Annotated in this window: 17 protein-coding genes; 13 read left to right on the top strand and 4 right to left on the bottom strand. The window is 49.6% G+C overall.

The features are described 5' to 3' along the window. Positions 1-76: 76 nt before the first annotated feature. The 10 genes from OIN60_RS15825 (at position 77) to OIN60_RS15780 (ending at position 11,070) form a co-directional block, all read left to right on the top strand. The gene (locus OIN60_RS15825) at positions 77-1,369 is read left to right on the top strand and encodes an ABC transporter substrate-binding protein (protein WP_305755845.1); all 1,293 of its coding nucleotides are present in this window, start codon (positions 77-79) and stop codon (positions 1,367-1,369) included. 15 nt (positions 1,370-1,384) lie between these two features. Further along, positions 1,385-2,320 (top strand): carbohydrate ABC transporter permease, encoded by a 936-nt coding sequence (locus OIN60_RS15820; RefSeq protein ID WP_305755844.1) that lies wholly within the window; start codon positions 1,385-1,387, stop codon positions 2,318-2,320. Positions 2,321-2,338: 18 nt separating this feature from the next. Continuing rightward, positions 2,339-3,163: a carbohydrate ABC transporter permease gene (locus tag OIN60_RS15815; protein ID WP_305755843.1), complete on the top strand. Its 825-nt coding sequence runs from the start codon at positions 2,339-2,341 to the stop codon at positions 3,161-3,163. Between the two features lie 18 nt (positions 3,164-3,181). Continuing rightward, on the top strand, positions 3,182-4,483 hold the full coding sequence (gene melA / locus OIN60_RS15810) for an alpha-galactosidase (RefSeq protein WP_305755842.1): 1,302 nt from the start codon (positions 3,182-3,184) through the stop codon (positions 4,481-4,483). Positions 4,484-4,536: 53 nt separating this feature from the next. Beyond that, complete coding sequence (locus tag OIN60_RS15805; RefSeq protein WP_370872510.1) at positions 4,537-5,439, top strand: carbohydrate kinase family protein; 903 nt, start codon at positions 4,537-4,539, stop codon at positions 5,437-5,439. 71 nt (positions 5,440-5,510) lie between these two features. Beyond that, the gene (locus tag OIN60_RS15800; protein WP_305755914.1) at positions 5,511-7,046 is read left to right on the top strand and encodes a right-handed parallel beta-helix repeat-containing protein; all 1,536 of its coding nucleotides are present in this window, start codon (positions 5,511-5,513) and stop codon (positions 7,044-7,046) included. Positions 7,047-7,576: 530 nt separating this feature from the next. Next, positions 7,577-8,338 (top strand): SDR family oxidoreductase, encoded by a 762-nt coding sequence (locus OIN60_RS15795; RefSeq protein WP_305755841.1) that lies wholly within the window; start codon positions 7,577-7,579, stop codon positions 8,336-8,338. A 205-nt stretch (positions 8,339-8,543) separates the two neighbouring features. After that, a complete protein-coding gene (locus OIN60_RS15790; protein WP_305755840.1) occupies positions 8,544-8,954 on the top strand; it encodes a cupredoxin domain-containing protein in 411 nt (136 codons plus the stop codon). A 266-nt stretch (positions 8,955-9,220) separates the two neighbouring features. Next, entirely contained in the window at positions 9,221-9,532 is a 312-nt protein-coding gene (locus OIN60_RS15785; protein ID WP_305755913.1) for a DUF485 domain-containing protein, read from the top strand. Then, positions 9,529-11,070: a solute symporter family protein gene (locus OIN60_RS15780; protein ID WP_305755839.1), complete on the top strand. Its 1,542-nt coding sequence runs from the start codon at positions 9,529-9,531 to the stop codon at positions 11,068-11,070. The genes OIN60_RS15785 and OIN60_RS15780 overlap by 4 nt, the downstream gene beginning before the upstream one ends. Before the next feature lie 133 nt (positions 11,071-11,203). On the opposite strand, the gene trhO is transcribed toward OIN60_RS15780, so the two are convergent. Further along, positions 11,204-12,106, bottom strand: coding sequence for an oxygen-dependent tRNA uridine(34) hydroxylase TrhO (gene trhO, locus OIN60_RS15775; RefSeq protein WP_305755838.1), 903 nt, complete (start codon positions 12,104-12,106; stop codon positions 11,204-11,206). 186 nt (positions 12,107-12,292) lie between these two features. On the opposite strand from trhO, the gene sleB reads away from it, so the two are divergent. Continuing rightward, on the top strand, positions 12,293-12,940 hold the full coding sequence (gene sleB, locus OIN60_RS15770; RefSeq protein ID WP_305755837.1) for a spore cortex-lytic enzyme: 648 nt from the start codon (positions 12,293-12,295) through the stop codon (positions 12,938-12,940). Between the two features lie 73 nt (positions 12,941-13,013). On the opposite strand, the gene OIN60_RS15765 is transcribed toward sleB, so the two are convergent. Continuing rightward, positions 13,014-13,169, bottom strand: a complete 156-nt coding sequence (locus tag OIN60_RS15765; RefSeq protein ID WP_305755836.1) for a tyrosine-protein phosphatase — start codon at positions 13,167-13,169, stop codon at positions 13,014-13,016. A 452-nt stretch (positions 13,170-13,621) separates the two neighbouring features. Between OIN60_RS15765 and yqeK the strand changes: the two genes are divergently transcribed. Next, a complete protein-coding gene (gene yqeK / locus OIN60_RS15760) occupies positions 13,622-14,239 on the top strand; it encodes a bis(5'-nucleosyl)-tetraphosphatase (symmetrical) YqeK (RefSeq protein ID WP_305755835.1) in 618 nt (205 codons plus the stop codon). A gap of 330 nt (positions 14,240-14,569) precedes the next feature. Then, positions 14,570-15,127, top strand: coding sequence for a YdhK family protein (locus OIN60_RS15755; protein WP_305755834.1), 558 nt, complete (start codon positions 14,570-14,572; stop codon positions 15,125-15,127). Positions 15,128-15,192: 65 nt separating this feature from the next. Here OIN60_RS15755 and OIN60_RS15750 read toward each other — a convergent pair whose 3' ends face one another. Then, complete coding sequence (locus OIN60_RS15750; protein ID WP_305755833.1) at positions 15,193-15,351, bottom strand: hypothetical protein; 159 nt, start codon at positions 15,349-15,351, stop codon at positions 15,193-15,195. Then, on the bottom strand, positions 15,348-15,641 hold the full coding sequence (locus tag OIN60_RS15745) for an Atu4866 domain-containing protein (protein WP_370872509.1): 294 nt from the start codon (positions 15,639-15,641) through the stop codon (positions 15,348-15,350). The genes OIN60_RS15750 and OIN60_RS15745 overlap by 4 nt, the downstream gene beginning before the upstream one ends. Positions 15,642-15,787: the final 146 nt, after the last annotated feature.

Below are 15,787 nucleotides of genomic sequence, written 5' to 3'. Positions count from 1 at the left end.
CGGCTTCATGGCGCTTATCCTCAAGCAATCTCCCCTTCATATGCTGGTTAATTTGCAGGATTAGGGGGATATGCAAATGCGGTTTTCCAAGTTTATGCTGATCATCATGGCGGTTTGCGTTGTATTCGCTGCAGCGGGGTGTGGAGGCCCTTCCACTTCCGGCGGCGATACATCCGCAGACCCGCAAGGCAAGGTGAAACTTGTCTTTTGGAGCCATCAGGAAGACGCAATTGTAAACGCATACAAAAAGCTGGTCGTCAAATATCAGGATGCACACCCTGATGTAACCATCGAGTATCAAACCTTTCCGTATGACGTGTACAACCAGAAGCTAAAGGCTTCATTCTCCGCGAAACAACCGCCCGATATCGCCGAGTTTTTTGGCACATGGGTTCCCGAATATTCCAAGAACAATCTGCTCGTTGAAATCCCTGATAGTGAAAATGTAAAAAAAGCCTACTATGACGCGCCTCTTGGCGGGTATATGCGGGATAACAAGCTGTACGGGCTGCCGCTGGAATACAACATTGAAAATGGCGGCATGCTGATTCATCCGCAAATACTGAAGCAGCAAGGCTTCGATCAGCCGCCGTCCACCTGGGCGGAGCTTGTGGATTATGCCCGAAAACTGACCGTGCGTGAAGGTGATGTCGTTAAGGTCAAAGGCTTTGATTTTGTATCGTCGGACAATATTACATTTACCTTTTTGTCGCTTATCTTGCAGCAAGGGGCAAGCTTCTGGGGAGAAGGCGGACATGTGAATTTCAATACTCCGGAGGCGCGGACGGCGATGTCGGCCCTGGTCTCGCTTGTGGCTGATGACAAAGTCACGGATTTGACCGCGTTTGGCGGGGAGCTGGATACCTCCGATCATTTCTTTCGTGGCAACTCGGCCATGACCTACCGTGGCCCTTGGACGATTTCTGCGGGAATCAACAACTATAAGGTTAGCGATTTTGAATATGTGCCAGTGCCGTCCTTTACGGACAGCCCGCCTGTCTTTGCCGCCGAATCCGGCTGGGGCCTTGCGGTGGCGAAGCAAAGCAAGCAGCAGGAGGCTGCGCTGGATTTCATCCAGTTCATCTCGGAGAAGGACAACCTTGAGGCGTGGAATACGGACACCTTTACCGTTCCGGCCAAAAAAGAAATCGCCGAAGACCCGGCATTCCAGAGCAGCAATCCTTATATGAAAACCTCGCTGGCAGTGCTGCCGTTAGGCCAATGGATCGGCCCCGTGGCCGACCGGGATCACTTCTTCAAGCAGGTCAACGACAACTTTCAGTTGATGGTCAGCGGACAACTGAGTGTGGAGGACGGATTGGCGAACATCGAAAAGGCTATCAATGATAGCCAGGATCAACATAAGTGATAAGGGGGCTCGGGCATGAGTGTTGCTGTACCAACCGACAAGGCGAAGGGGCTTAAAACAGCGGGAAAAGCGGCGGGGTACAGGGCCAAACGGCGGTTTATCATCCTATCACTGGTGCCGATTCTGCTCCTGTTCGGGGTGTTTGCTTTTCTTCCCATCGCGTGGAGCCTTGGTTTGTCTGTATTCAAGTATGACCCGCTCAGCTCAAATGCGGTGTTTGTGGGAGCGGAGAATTATGTCCGCATGCTGCAGGACGCTGTTTTTCTAAAGTCGTTATGGGTCACGTTCAAGTTTGTCATCATCACCGTGCTGGCCAATATCGTCATTACGCTGCTGATCGCTGCGGCCATTCAGCGGGTCAGCATCCCTTGGCTTAAAAATTTGTTCCGGACGCTGTTCTTTCTGCCAACGATCGCACCACTCGCGGGCACGGCCATTGTATGGAGCACGATGTTTAATTACAACAACGGCTTGTTCAACATGGTGCTGGCTAAGCTGCATATGGCCCCGATCCAGTGGCTGAGCGATCCGCATTATGCGCTCTACTCTGTCATTTTGATGACCCTGTGGGCCGATATTGGCTATAACATCGTTCTGTTCATCGCCGGGCTGGATTCTATTCCCGATATGTATTATGAAGCGGCGATTCTGGAGGGCGCGGGCCGGGGGCATATCTTTTTCCACATCACTTTGCCGCTGCTGCGCAGAACGTTGCTGTTCGTCTCCGTGACCACCGTCGTTTCCTATTTTCAGGCCTTCCCGCAATTCCAGATCATGACCAAAGGGGAACCCTTCAACGAGACACGTGTGCTGGCGCTGCACATTTATGACCAGGCCTTCTCCAACTCGAATATGGGATACGCCTCCGCGATGGCGACTGTGTTTCTTATGATCATTCTGCTCGTGACTTTGCTGCAGCTGAGATGGGGACGTACGCAGTGGGAACATTGAGAGGGGGAAAAGAAGCTTATGCCGCATAAACGCAGTGTCTGGGATGGGGTGCTGATCGCTGTACTGGCAGTGGCAGCTTGTATCATGCTGCTGCCTTACGCCTGGATGGTGCTGTCTTCGCTGAAGAGTAATATGGAGATCGTGTCAGGCTCTGGCGGTTTTTTTCCCAGACAGCCCAGCCTTGAGGGATACCGGACGGTTTTCCGTGATGCGCCGTTTGTCACGTGGTTGTTGAACAGCCTGGTGACCTCGGTCATCATCACGGTGATCACCTTGTTCACCAGCTCGCTGGCGGGCTATATTTTTGCCAAACATCAATTTAAAGGGAAGAGGCTGCTGTTCATCCTGATCCTGGCGACGATGATGATTCCGTTCCAGGTAATTATGGTTCCGACCTATCTGATCACGTCCGAGCTCGGATTGGTTAACAGTTTGATGGCAATTATTTTGCCTAATCTGGTCAGCTCCTACGGCGTGTTCCTGGCCAAACAGTTCATCGAGGAAATCCCGCAGGATCTGCTGGAAGCCGCGAGAATAGACGGCGCTGGCGAGTTCAGGCTAATGCTGCGCATCATTTCGCCGCTCATCATGCCGATGCTGTCGGCGCTGGGCATATTTACGTTCATGAACTCGTGGAACAACTACCTGTGGCCGCTGATCGTGCTGAATGATGAGAGTAAAATGACCGTTCCGCTCGCCTTGGTCTATTTTAACGGAACCCACCAGGTCAATTACAATGTCGTCATGTCTGCAGCGGTTCTGATTACGATACCGGTTATTATGGTGTTCCTGATCTTCCAGAAGCAATTCATTAAAGGCTTGACCATGACAGGCATGAAATAAGGGGCGAGGAGAAGAGCTATGACGAAAATTTCAATTATCGGTGCAGGCAGTGCGTTTACCCGTGAAATCGCGATGGATATCCTTCTGATCGAAGGGTTGGAGGGCGGTACGATCGCCCTGGTCGATATCGACGAGCGGCGGCTTGAGCTGGCGCGCAGGCTGGTGCTCAAGATCGTAGAAATGACGGGGAAGAAGTGGGAGGTCATTGCTTCTACGGACCGTAGACAGGTCATCGGTGGTTCCCGTTTCGTGATCAACCAGATTGAGGTTGGCGGGCTGGAGACGGTGCGATACGAATATGAAATTCCGCTGAAATACGGGGTCAAGCAATGTATCGGCGATACGCTGGGGCCGGGAGGCCTGTTCAAGACGCTGCGCACCCTCCCCAGTTGGATCGAGATCGTCCGGGACGTTGAGGAGCTGTGCCCGGACAGCATGATTTTGAACTATACCAATCCGATGTCTGCGGTAACCCTGCTGACTTCCCGCATCACGGACATTCCTGTGGTCGGTCTCTGCCATTCCATCCAGAATACGTCCGCTCAACTGGCGGAATACGCTGGGGTTCCGTATGAAGAGATGCACTGGAGGGCAGGCGGCATCAACCACATGTCCTGGTTTGTGGAGCTGTCCCACGCCGGGCAAGACCTGTATCCGGTTCTGCTGGAAAAAATACAGGACCACGAGCTGCTGCGCCAGGATCCGGTCCGTTTTGACGCGATGAAGTATTTGGGAGCCTTTGTCTCGGAATCGAGCGGCCATTTCTCGGAGTATATTCCGTATTACCGCAAACGCGAGTCACTCATCGATGTGCACTGCAGCACCGGTTATAACGGGGCGACGGGCTTTTATGCCGACAACTGGCCGATTTGGCGCAAAGAGAACGATGAGCAGATCGCCCAACAGCTCGCAGGTACGCTGCCGCTCGAAATGCAATCCAGCAATGAATATGCGGCTGTCATTATCGAAGCTGTATTGAAACACGAGCCAAAGGTCATTTATGGCAACGTTCCTAACCGGGGACTGATCGAAAATCTGCCGTCAGACGGCGTGGTTGAGGTGGCCTGTCTCGTTGACCAGAGGGGCGTTCAGCCTACCCGCTTCGGTAAACTCCCTGAGCACTTGGCTGCACTGTGCCGCTCGAACATGGCCTTTTTCGATCTGGCTGTAGAAGCCGTGCTGAAGAGTGACAAGGAAATGGCCCGCCATGCCTTGATGGTGGACCCGTTGACGGCAGCCGTATGCTCGCTGGATGAAATCGGCAGCATGTTCGAAGAGCTGTATGAGGCGGAGCAAGGTATTGTTCCGGTATTGACATGATGCGGCCTCAGGAGGGGGCAAAGCCCGTCGTTGTTGTCGCCGGGGAGCTCAACGTGGACATTATTGTGTCTGGGAATGATGTTATGCCGGAATGGAACCGGGAAAAGATGGTCGACGGCTTCGAGGTCGTGCTCGGTTCCTCCTCGGCGATCACAGCCTGTGCGCTGGCCAGCCTTGGAGCGGATGTGCGGTTCGTCAGCGTGGTAGGGGACGACGATTTTGGCACCTTCTGCACGGGCGAGCTGCAGCGCATGGGTGTCAACACAGAGCACGTCACCCGGCTGCCGGGCATCAAGACAGGCGTGACCCTGTCCTTATCCACGCCTGCCGACCGGGGATTGTTAACCTACGCTGGCAGCATTCCGCTGTTGACGCCGGACTACATCCCCGAGACGCTGCTGCGGCAGACCCGCCACCTGCATTTTGGCTCCTATTATTTGCAGGACGGCATGAGGCCTCACTGGCTGGAGCTCTTTAAAAAGCTGCGTGCGGATGGGATCAGCACGTCCTTTGATACAGGCTGGGATGTGGCCAATCAATGGGATCGTGAGGGAATCAGTGCGCTGCTGGCGGAAACGGAGTTGTTCATTCCGAGCGAGGATGAGCTGCTGCATATTTTTCCAGCCGATCGGGTCGCTAGTGTGCTTGAATCTATGCTTCCGCCTGTGGCGGGTTTGGTGGCAGTCAAGCAAGGCTCCAGAGGCGCTTCGCTGCGCGAGCCTGACGGAAGTGTGATATCGGCAGCGCCTTATGTGGTGACCCCGGTGGATACGACGGGAGCGGGAGACTGCTTCAATGCGGGAATCATTTACGGTTATCTGCTCGGCCGCCGTGGCGAGGAGCTGCTGCGATTTGCCAATGCATGCGGGGCGCTGTCAACGCTTGGGGTTGGAGGCACCGGTAGTCTGCCGACGGTGGAGACCGCCTTACGTTTGCAAGCTGGGCATGGTCAGTGAAGGCGGGACACGCTCAGTGAAGACGGGTTATCATGTACGAATCCAAATTGGACGATGGGGGTTGAGGGATGATGTTGAAGCTCGGGAAAATGCTGCTGGCAGGTATAAGTTTGATGGTGGGTATTGGTCTGGCATCTGAACATGTGCAGCCTGCTGCCGCCTCTGCGGCGGGTGCTGAATATTATGTGGCGACGAGCGGCAGCGATACCAATGCGGGTACGAGTGCTGCACCGTGGAAGACGCTGCAGCATGCGGCTGACGTGGCTCCTGCGGGCAGCACGGTTTATGTGCGAGGGGGCGTGTACAATGAGAAGCTGAAGATCACCCGTTCCGGCTCTGCTTCGCAAGGCCCTATCGTGTTTAGCAACTATGACAATGAGACGCCAATCATTGACGGCAAGGGGCTTCCGGTCAGCGGTTCTGAAGGGCTGGTCGAGCTGGCCGATGTGAATTACGTTACCGTGCAGGGGTTTGAAATCCGCAATTTTACTACAGCTTTCAAGAATGCGGTGCCTGTGGGCATCTATGTTCATGGAGCGGGCGGCTTCATTAATCTGTCCAACAACAAAGTTCATGATATCCAAAACACAGCCACCCCGAGCGGCAGTGATCGGCTGGGGCGGGACGCCCATGGCATCGCCGTGTACGGAACGAAAGCTCCCGATGCGATTCACGACCTTACGATTGACGGCAATGAGCTGTTTAATCTCGTGCTGGGCTCCAGCGAAGCGCTCGTTTTGAACGGCAACGTGGACGGTTTTATGGTGAGCAATAACCTCGTGCACGACAACGATAATATCGGGATCGATCTGATCGGCTTTGAGGGCACCGCGCCGAATACTGCTTACGATCAGGCACGCAACGGCTTGGTGAAGGGCAACCGGGTGTACAACAACTCTGTTAGCAATAACCCGTCTTACGCGAAAGACGACAACTCGGCTGGCGGCATCTATGTGGATGGCGGCAAGGACAGCGTGATCGAGCAGAACTACAGCTACAATAACGATATCGGCATCGAAATTGCCTCCGAGCATGCCGGCAAGTCTACCAGCAATATTACGGTGCGCAGCAACGTGATTTATAACAACCGGCTGACAGGCATCGCCATAGGCGGTTACGACGACGAGCGTGGTTCAACGGTAAACTGCAAGATCGTGAACAACACAGTGTACAAAAATGACACTTTGAACGATTATAACGGTCAGCTCCTCGTGCAGTATGATACGAAAAATAACGTGATCAAGAACAATATTTTCGTGGCCAACTCCACAGATGTGCTGATCTACAATGAATACACCAAAAACTCCGGCAACGTGGTGGATTATAATTTGTATTTTGCTCCTGGCGGCAGCGCCGATGCCACCTGGACCTGGAAAAATAAAGAGTACACGGGCTTCGCCGCGTACAAATCGGGAACAGGCAACGATGGACATTCTTTGTTTGCCGATCCTAAATTCGTGAATGCGGCAGGTGGCGACTTCCATCTGCAGTCTTCGTCCCCAGCGATCGATGCCGGGCACACGGACAGCGCCATCATCGGAACGCAGGATATTAACGGGGAACCCAGAGTGCAGGGAGCTGCTGTAAATATCGGCGCCGACGAGTAAGCTCATATGCAATGAAATCTAGTGGGGCTGTCCCAAAAGTCATGAAAATGGCTTAGGGCAGCCCCCTTTTCAATTTTGTTAAGCCAGAAGATTGCGATTTCCGGTTGTTCTTTTTAAGTTGGGGGATGCACAAAAGCAGCGGAGAGAACGAAGCAATTCCGGAAAAGCGGAGCGGTCACCTTTGGCCCGGAGGGTCAACAGTGATGGAGGAATGCTTCGTTCTCGGAGCGTCTCACCCACGCACGAAACACGCACGAAAAGAGTGCCCCGGTCAAGAGCCTTTGGGGACACCCACACTGTTTATTCGCTTGGCCGGATAATCCGGATTTTCAAATACAGTTATTATATCGTTGAACACGATCACAATGTTGTGTATTGGTCGGAATACGACCAAGGGGGGACATTTTGCAGCATTGGAAGCTCCTGATTCCCCCTTTCGGACATGCACCTTCGTACAATTGACCTGGGGTTATAAGCAGATCTATAATTTGAATGAATAATTGTTTATTAAAATATTGGAGGGATTTTTCATGCGTTTGGAAGGGAAGGTTGCGGTCGTTACGGGCTCAGCATCGGGGATGGGAAAAGAGATTGCGACATTATTTGCAAAAGAAGGTGCAAGTGTTGTTGTTTCAGACCTGAACATGGAAGGCGCGGAAGCGGTTGCCGCAGCAATTAAAGCAGCAGGCGGATCTGCAATCGCAGTCCAGACCAACGTTGCCGACCTGAATGATATTAACGCGATGATCGATACAGCCGTTAATGAATTCGGCACCCTTGATATTTTGGTAAACAATGCCGGCATTATGGATAACATGGCGCCTGTAGGAGATGTGGACGACGAGAAATGGGATTTTATATTTGATGTGAATACGAAAGGCGTTATGCGTGCGATTCGCAAAGCGATTCCGATTTTCCTGGAAAAAGGACAAGGAGTGATTATAAATACGGCATCTACAGGCGGCTTCAGCGGTGCGCATGCAGGCGCTGCTTATACCGCTTCGAAGCATGCGGTAGTCGGCATTACGAAAAACACCGGTTTCATGTATGCTCAAAAAGGCATCCGATGTAATGCCATTGCACCAGGAGCGACAGCGACCAACATTTCTTCAACGATGCATAACTTGAATGAGTTTGGCGCTTCCCGAACGAAGGTTACACAAGGCGTAATTCCTCGTGTAGGACAAGCGGAAGAAATCGCAAAAGTAGCTCTTTTCCTGGCTTCCGACGAATCGAGTTTTGTAAACGGGGCTGTGATCGCCGCTGACGCCGGTTGGACGGCAGGCTTCTAATTCTGGCGCATTCGCTTGCAGCGCTCAAATGCTTGTGTTGAATTCAAGGCTACCAGCAGTTCGTTGCTGGTAGCCTTTTCGGATTCGGCGAAAGCGGCAGCGGTTTTTAACTGTAGCCCCCAAGAGCTATTTTGCAGAGCGCCGATTTCGTGGTATGTTGGATGAAGGGAATTTCACAATAAATACTCAAGATGGGATCTGTTAAATGATGACCAAAATCATTACGAAATGGTGGCCTTTGTTGGTTCTCGGACTGGCAGTTATAGTAGTGATAACAGGCTTACTGTTTTATTTAAAAAACACCTCCGTGTTGGACAAGCAGCAAGTCACGCAGAAAGAGGATTTGGCCAATTATGAAATTGTAACGATTAAAGTGGAGAACGACAGCTTCACCCCTGCTCATATCGAGGTGAAGGAAGGCGTGCCTACAAAAATCAATTTCAAAAAAATGACCAACTTAACACACATTAGAAGTATAGTATCGCAGGATCTTGATATGTTTGTATATTTAGAGAATGAAGATAATTACTTTACGGTTGATGAAACTTTGAAGCTGGGAACCTATAATTTTAATTGTGGAATGTATATGACCTATGGCACGATCACAGTGAAATAAAACGTTCATGAAGGCTACTGGCAACCCACTGCTAGTAGCCTCTTTACTTATGATGACCTCTAAAGGAAAGATGGGCAACGACAGCGAGTCCTCTAGTTCTCAAGGGTTTCAAAATTACATAAAAGTTTATAAGACACCCTAAGTTTGAAAGGGCTTACAATTGGTTAATGATTTGTAGATGCTTTGACACAAAAACGCTTACATACGAATGGATTCTAGTGTACTCCATTACAGTACAAGGAGGAATTTATTTGAACAACAAGCGAATGACGTACAGCGAAGCTGCCAAAACGGAGACCTTCCGGAACCTGATGGCAAAGAAAAAAAGGTTCATTATTCCGCTTTCCGTGTTTTTTCTGGCATTTTACTTTACCCTTCCGATCTTGACGTCCTACTCCGATGTATTGAATCAAGCGGCTTTCGGCTCCATCACTTGGGCATGGGTGTTTGCATTTGCCCAGTTTATTATGACCTGGGTGCTGTGCTATTTATACTCCAGGCAGTCGGTCAAGTTCGACGCCATGTGCAATGAGCTTAGAGCGCAAACCATTCAAGATGAAAAGAGGGCGGATCAATGATGAATACGGCATTTTTCCTGTTCCTCGTTATTGTTCTCGGTACCCTCGTCATCACCTATTATGCCTCCAAAAAAACAAAAACCGCCAGCGAGTTTTACACCGCCGGAGGAGGATTGACCGGTTGGCAGAACGGGCTGGCCATCGCAGGGGATTACATGTCTGCGGCTTCCTTCCTGGGGATCGCAGGCATGATTGCGCTGTTCGGGTTTGACGGATTTTTCTATAGCATCGGTTTCCTGGTCGCTTATCTGGTCGTGTTGTACATCATTGCAGAGCCCTTGCGCAATTTGGGTAAATACACGATGGCCGACATGATTGCCGCCCGCTTCGATAATAAGAAAATCCGCGGTGTCGCCGCTCTGAACTCCATCGTGATCTCCATTTTCTATATGATTGCCCAATTGGTCGGTGCAGGTGCATTGATCCAGCTTTTGATCCCCGGCCTTGATTATACAACTTCCGTACTTATTGTCGGTGTTTTAATGACTGTTTATGTTGTTTTTGGCGGCATGACGGCGACAAGCTGGGTACAAATCATTAAATGTGTTCTCCTCATCGCAGGTACCTTCATCATTTCGCTAATCGTCTTCGCCAAGTTTGATTTCAACATCGCTCATATGTTTCATGAAATGCGGACGTCAACGCCGCTCAAGGAAGCCTTTCTGCATCCGGGTAATAAATTCGCCGACGGGCTGGATACCCTATCGCTGAATCTGGCACTGGTGCTGGGAACCGCAGGGCTTCCGCATATTTTGATCCGCTTTTTTACGGTCAAAGATGCGCCGACGGCGAGGAAATCCGTAGTTGTCGCTACATGGATCATAGGGGTGTTTTATGTGCTGACCCTGTTTCTTGGTTTCGGTGCTGCCGCTTTCGTAGGGGAAAGTGCGATTGTGGAAGCCAACGCCGCAGGCAACATGGCCGCACCGCTGCTTGCCAGGGCCCTCGGCGGGGAATTTCTGTTCGCCTTTGTGTCAGCCGTTGCCTTCGCCACTATTCTGGCAGTAGTCGCCGGTCTGGTATTGTCTGGGGCATCTGCCTTCGCCCATGATTTTTACGGTCATATTATCCGCAAGGGCCAAGCACAGGAAAAGGAGCAGGTAAAAGCAGCCAAACTGGCTTCTGTCGGAGTTGCCGTGATATCGATTTTGCTGGCGTTGTTTGCCCAGAAGCTCAATGTCGCCTTTCTGGTTGCGCTTGCTTTTGCCGTCGCCGCCAGTGCGAACCTGCCTGTACTCGTTTTTACGGTATTTTGGAGAAGATTTAATACCGCAGGAGCGGTTACAGGCATGCTGGTCGGTTTATTGAGTGCGCTCATTCTTGTCGCGGTCAGTCCCAACGTATGGAATCCGGTTGAGGGGAAAGCGATCCTTGTAGGCACGCCACTGATCTCGCTCACCAATCCGGGCATTATTTCGATACCATTGGGATTTTTGGGAGCTTTCGCAGGAACCTATTTCTCATCCAGACGGGATGATGTGAAATTCGATGAGATTCTGGTAAAAGCAAATACCGGGATTCAGGACCTGAATTCGTAGGCTTTCATTTTTAAGTAAAGAAAAAGACGACTCTCATTCGGAAATACGCGAATGAGAGTCGTCTTTTGTATCAGCCGTATTTAGTTAAAGCGTTATTTGCGAACGGAGAGTATGAACTTCTCCAGCGATCCTTTTACAATGCCTGTGATTTAGTATCGTTAATTCTGCAATCCTCTGAGCAATAGCCTCCATGAGCCTCAAGACAATCATCACAGCACAGATGCTGAGCGTGGCACGTATCATCTGCACAATTGATATAACGATCAGTCGGGCTGCCACAGTGATGACATTTACCAATCGTGATATCTTCATCCGTCTGGTTGACCCGTACGGAAATACGCTCGTCAAAAACGTACATTTTACCATCAAATAAACGGCCTTGTACCTCTGGATCTTTACCGTAAGTCACAATGCCTCCGTCCAGTTGCGCGACATTGGTGAATCCTTCATTGATCAGGACACCGGTTAACTTCTCGCATCGAATACCACCTGTGCAGTAAGTGAGAATAGGCTTGTCCTTGGCGTCCTGTAAATGGGTGCGAATCCATTCAGGGAATTCACGGAAGGATTCAACATCAGGCCGTATGGCATTCCGAAAATGACCGAGATCATACTCGTAATTATTTCTTCCGTCCAGGACAATGATATCTTCATTTTGGAGTTGCTCATAAAACTCTTGAGGTGATAGCCGTTTACCGCTGGTTACGTTAGGATCTAGCGGGGTGTCATATTTTAAGGTCACCAATTCCTGCTTAGGGCGTACAAAGAGTTTTTTGAAGGCATGCTGCCCGGCTTCGTCGATTTTAAAAATCATATCCGAAAACAGCGGATGCTGCTGCATGTAATGCATGTAAGCCTCTGTTTGCTCAATCGTTCCGGACAACGTTCCGTTGATGCCTTCTTCAGCAACTAAAATTCTTCCTTTAATTCCAAGCTGCGTGCAGTATTCAAGATGCTCCTTGGCGAAGGTCTCATGCTCGGGAATCGTTACATATTTATAATAAAGCAGAATTCTGTAAGAATTACTATTTTCCATTCTGTACTCTCCTTGCTAGTCTGGTCGTTGCTAAAGTAAATGCTAGATAAATAAGCATCACTTAGAATGCTAAGCCACATTCAGAGCTTAGTCAACATTTTTGTTTATAAAGTATTATGCATTTCCAGTTAATAACGGTTGTCCTTACATGATAGGGAATTTATAATGCGACGAAAGGAGGGAGTTATGCTTTTCTTTAAAAAATCGTTGTTGCTTTTGATTACCGTGTGCGCATTGGTGTTTTCTTGGGTACCCGGTGCGGCAGAGGCCGCTCCGGTGCTGAAAGCCGGTAGTGCAAACGGAGATGTCTGGGATCTTCAGTATCGCTTAAAGACGCTCGGTTATTATACTGTGGATTTGGACGGCAGCTATGGCAGCCACACGTTGAATGCTGTCCGCAAATTTCAGCGGGACTACGGGATCACACCTGATGGAGTCGCAGGTGAGCAGACCTGGAGGCAGCTAAAAAGAAACAGTCTGAATAGATACGAAATGGACATGATGGCTAAAATTATATACAGTGAAGCACGTGGTGAACCGTACGAAGGGCAGGTTGCGGTTGGCGCGGTGGTCATGAACCGCATTCAATCCCCGTTATTTCCTGACTCGATTGAAGAGATCGTATTTCAGCCCGGCGCCTTTACGGCAGTGGCTGACGGACAATACTGGCTTGTCCCGAACCGTACCGCTTATTTGGCTGCATCGGACGCGGTGCGCGGCTGGGACCCGAGCGGCGGCTCATTGTATTATTTCAATCCGGACACAGCTACAAGCAAGTGGATTTGGACGCGTCCGCAAAACGTGAAAATCGGTAAACACATTTTTGCTGATTGAACTAAAAACAGAGAGCAGGGTATCTCACAACCGTTACGGTTGGTACCCTGCTCTTTTTCTATCGTCTCTTTCACTATACCAGGTATTTACTTTGCAATCGCGTTATTTCATCCGCTGTGATGCCGAGCCCATCATGAAGGTATTGATCCAGGGAACCGTACACCTCATCAATGGCATCCAGCGCGGCCTCGATAAAGGCTGCCTTCACCGTCGGCAAAATGCCCTGCATCACAATTTGCAGCTAGCTTGCACCTGTGGCCCGCATCGCTTCGAGCACCCCTTTATCGATTTCCTCAATCGATTGAGAATGGCTACCTGCAGAGATTCGATCGCTGCAAGAAGTGCATGGTGCGGCTGCTTCCGTGTCTGATTTGGAGTGGTTGCAAGCTTTATGGGGTCGCTGTTAAGATGAGTGAAAAAGGCAATGCAGGCAGGAAAGTCCCGTCTGGAATCGGAAGGTTATGTCACTTCACTTAAGAATCGTGGGATTTTGGTTAAAGAGCTCAACGGAAAGATGTTTCTTGACCTGATTTGCAACGCAGGGATTATTCCTCGGCGCAGGACATTGTGCTGTCGTTAGCCCGGATTTCGAAAGAAAAAATGTTGGCTTCCGGATACTTCTAAGCAGAGGACTGCTTAACCGCTTGCTGCATCGGAAACCACGGTAAAGGGGATAGGTGCATGAATTCAGTTTTAGAACCATATGTACAAGGTCTGAAAATATCCGAAGACCTGGAAACTGATATCAAGTCTTTCTTTTTAGTGCACGATGACATCGAAACTCTAGATCATACACTCAAGGTTGCGAATGAAGCGGAACGGGTGGCAAAGCTGTATGGGTTGCATCCAGGCAAGGCTAAACAAGCAGGACTATTACATGATATTAGTAATGTAGTTCCGGTAAGCGATATGATGCATGTCGCAGAAGAGTTATCCCTAGATATTCTGGAGGAGGAGCATCTATATCCGCAAATTATTCATCAGAAGCTATCTAAGGCTATGGCTGCGGAAATCTTTAATATCCGGGACCGTGAAGTATTAGAGGCGATCGAATGCCATACAACGCTAAAGCCTCAATCAGGCATGCTGGATAAAGTGCTGTTCATCTCAGATAAGATCTCCTGGGAGCTCCCGGGTGAACATTCGTATTTACTCGATATTAGAGACAAGGTAAATGATCGGAAACTGATTGAGGGAATACTGATCTATTTAAATCATGTTTGGGAACAACGCGACCAGCTTAAACTGGTACATCCATGGCTTATTTCTGCAAGAGAAGAATTATTGCTTGTCCCATAGGATTGAGGTGCATGAATGCTTTTGAAATGGATAGCATGCTCAGTCCCGGATCGGATACGCTATATATCTGAGAATTCCGAACAGGGTTCTTTTGTACACCTTGAACTGTTGAATAAATCCCTGGTGCAATTTGAAAGCAAAATCATAATAAAAGATGACCAGCAGAAAAAAATCCATCTGGATATAGAGTTGGAATCCTCCTGGATAATATGGAAAAACAAATCCACACAGCAATAATACACTTAGATCTTCACAATCTCTTCACAAGTTATGTTTAAAATTTTAATAAGCGTAAAACATAATTTGATGAAGGAGAGATGTTTCGTGCACATGAATCAGAAAAAAATGATAACGATACTGCTTATCGTCTTCATGATTGGGTTAAGCGCATGCGGAGACAGATCTACTGACAATGCCTCCCCGCAAGGAGAAATGAATCATGCAGGCATGGAAATGGACCACTCCGGCAGCGGCGAAGTTCCGGAGGGGCTCAAAGAGGCGCAAAACCCGCGATTTGCAGTAGGGAGTCAGGCCGTGATTAACGCCGACCATATGCCAGGCATGAACGGTGCCGAAGCAACCATCGTAGGGGCATATGATACAATAGCCTATACCATAGCTTATACTCCAACCACAGGCGGGGAGAGGGTAACCAATCACAAATGGATTATTCATGAAGAGATTGAAAATGCCAGTGATGCTCCATATGAGCCGGGAGCGGAGGTCACCATCACGGCTGACCATATGGAAGGGATGAAAGGAGCGGTCGCCACCATTGAATCCGCCGAGCCCACGACAGTGTATATGGTTGATTACGTCCCCGCTACGGGAGGAGAAAAGGTAACCAATCATCAATGGGTGACCGAAAGCGAGCTGTCAGATCAATAAGAAGTTTAAAACAAAGACCGCCCTCACCATGTTGGAATGGAGGAGGCGGTCTTATTCTATTATATTCAGGCGAGACCGTAAACCAACAGCACAAGACTGATAATCGGCGCGGATAAGCCCATTGTTGTTTGCAGATAAGGCGTAATATACGCATAGATTGTAAATTGCCCCGTCATCTGCAGAATGGAAACCAAATGGGCAGAGAGAATCTTGGGGCTTTTCAACGTACCAAGCTGTTCCCATCCTTCTCCCGATACAGAATCATACCGGCATGATAGAGAATACCGTCCCGAAAGTCGCCGTCCGCAGTGAAGCCTGTATCATCCACATAATCGATATGGTTTCCTGTAATTGTATAGCTGCCTCTATAAGCGCTTGTTCTGTTGCCCCGTGCCTCGTCATAGCGGCCATTCGGCAGGAGCTCATGACGGATATAACCGTCCGCGGTGACCCACATCCCAACATAGGTGTTGGCATTTTCCATGTTCATTTTACTACCAGCATTGTTTTTCATGTGAATCTTCTCCTTTATAATGTTGTTGATTGCTTGCAACCGATAAGGATATTATGGAGCAATTGCAAATCTGGCCGATAGAAGATTCATGGCAAAAGATTGCTCAATCCTCTCAAGCTGCTAACGAAAATTAGGAAAAAGGTTAT

The organism is Paenibacillus zeirhizosphaerae (assembly GCF_030705605.1).
Taxonomy (GTDB): domain Bacteria; phylum Bacillota; class Bacilli; order Paenibacillales; family Paenibacillaceae; genus Paenibacillus; species Paenibacillus zeirhizosphaerae.
Note: the sequence above shows the minus strand (reverse complement) of the source record. Positions and strands in the feature narration are given on the sequence as shown.

What these genes read in the sequence shown, in the direction of transcription:
- OIN60_RS15785 (WP_305755913.1), top strand. Translation starts at nt 9,221, where the DNA reads ATGACGTACAGCGAAGCTGCCAAAACGGAGACCTTCCGGAACCTGATG.
- OIN60_RS15790 (WP_305755840.1), top strand. Translation starts at nt 8,544, where the DNA reads ATGATGACCAAAATCATTACGAAATGGTGGCCTTTGTTGGTTCTCGGA.
- OIN60_RS15800 (WP_305755914.1), top strand. Translation starts at nt 5,511, where the DNA reads ATGTTGAAGCTCGGGAAAATGCTGCTGGCAGGTATAAGTTTGATGGTG.
- yqeK (WP_305755835.1), top strand. Translation starts at nt 13,622, where the DNA reads ATGAATTCAGTTTTAGAACCATATGTACAAGGTCTGAAAATATCCGAA.
- OIN60_RS15795 (WP_305755841.1), top strand. Translation starts at nt 7,577, where the DNA reads ATGCGTTTGGAAGGGAAGGTTGCGGTCGTTACGGGCTCAGCATCGGGG.
- OIN60_RS15780 (WP_305755839.1), top strand. Translation starts at nt 9,529, where the DNA reads ATGATGAATACGGCATTTTTCCTGTTCCTCGTTATTGTTCTCGGTACC.
- OIN60_RS15820 (WP_305755844.1), top strand. Translation starts at nt 1,385, where the DNA reads ATGAGTGTTGCTGTACCAACCGACAAGGCGAAGGGGCTTAAAACAGCG.
- sleB (WP_305755837.1), top strand. Translation starts at nt 12,293, where the DNA reads ATGCTTTTCTTTAAAAAATCGTTGTTGCTTTTGATTACCGTGTGCGCA.
- melA (WP_305755842.1), top strand. Translation starts at nt 3,182, where the DNA reads ATGACGAAAATTTCAATTATCGGTGCAGGCAGTGCGTTTACCCGTGAA.
- OIN60_RS15755 (WP_305755834.1), top strand. Translation starts at nt 14,570, where the DNA reads ATGAATCAGAAAAAAATGATAACGATACTGCTTATCGTCTTCATGATT.
- OIN60_RS15765 (WP_305755836.1), bottom strand. Translation starts at nt 13,169, where the DNA reads ATGCAGGGCATTTTGCCGACGGTGAAGGCAGCCTTTATCGAGGCCGCG.
- OIN60_RS15745 (WP_370872509.1), bottom strand. Translation starts at nt 15,641, where the DNA reads ATGAAAAACAATGCTGGTAGTAAAATGAACATGGAAAATGCCAACACC.
- trhO (WP_305755838.1), bottom strand. Translation starts at nt 12,106, where the DNA reads ATGGAAAATAGTAATTCTTACAGAATTCTGCTTTATTATAAATATGTA.
- OIN60_RS15815 (WP_305755843.1), top strand. Translation starts at nt 2,339, where the DNA reads ATGCCGCATAAACGCAGTGTCTGGGATGGGGTGCTGATCGCTGTACTG.
- OIN60_RS15825 (WP_305755845.1), top strand. Translation starts at nt 77, where the DNA reads ATGCGGTTTTCCAAGTTTATGCTGATCATCATGGCGGTTTGCGTTGTA.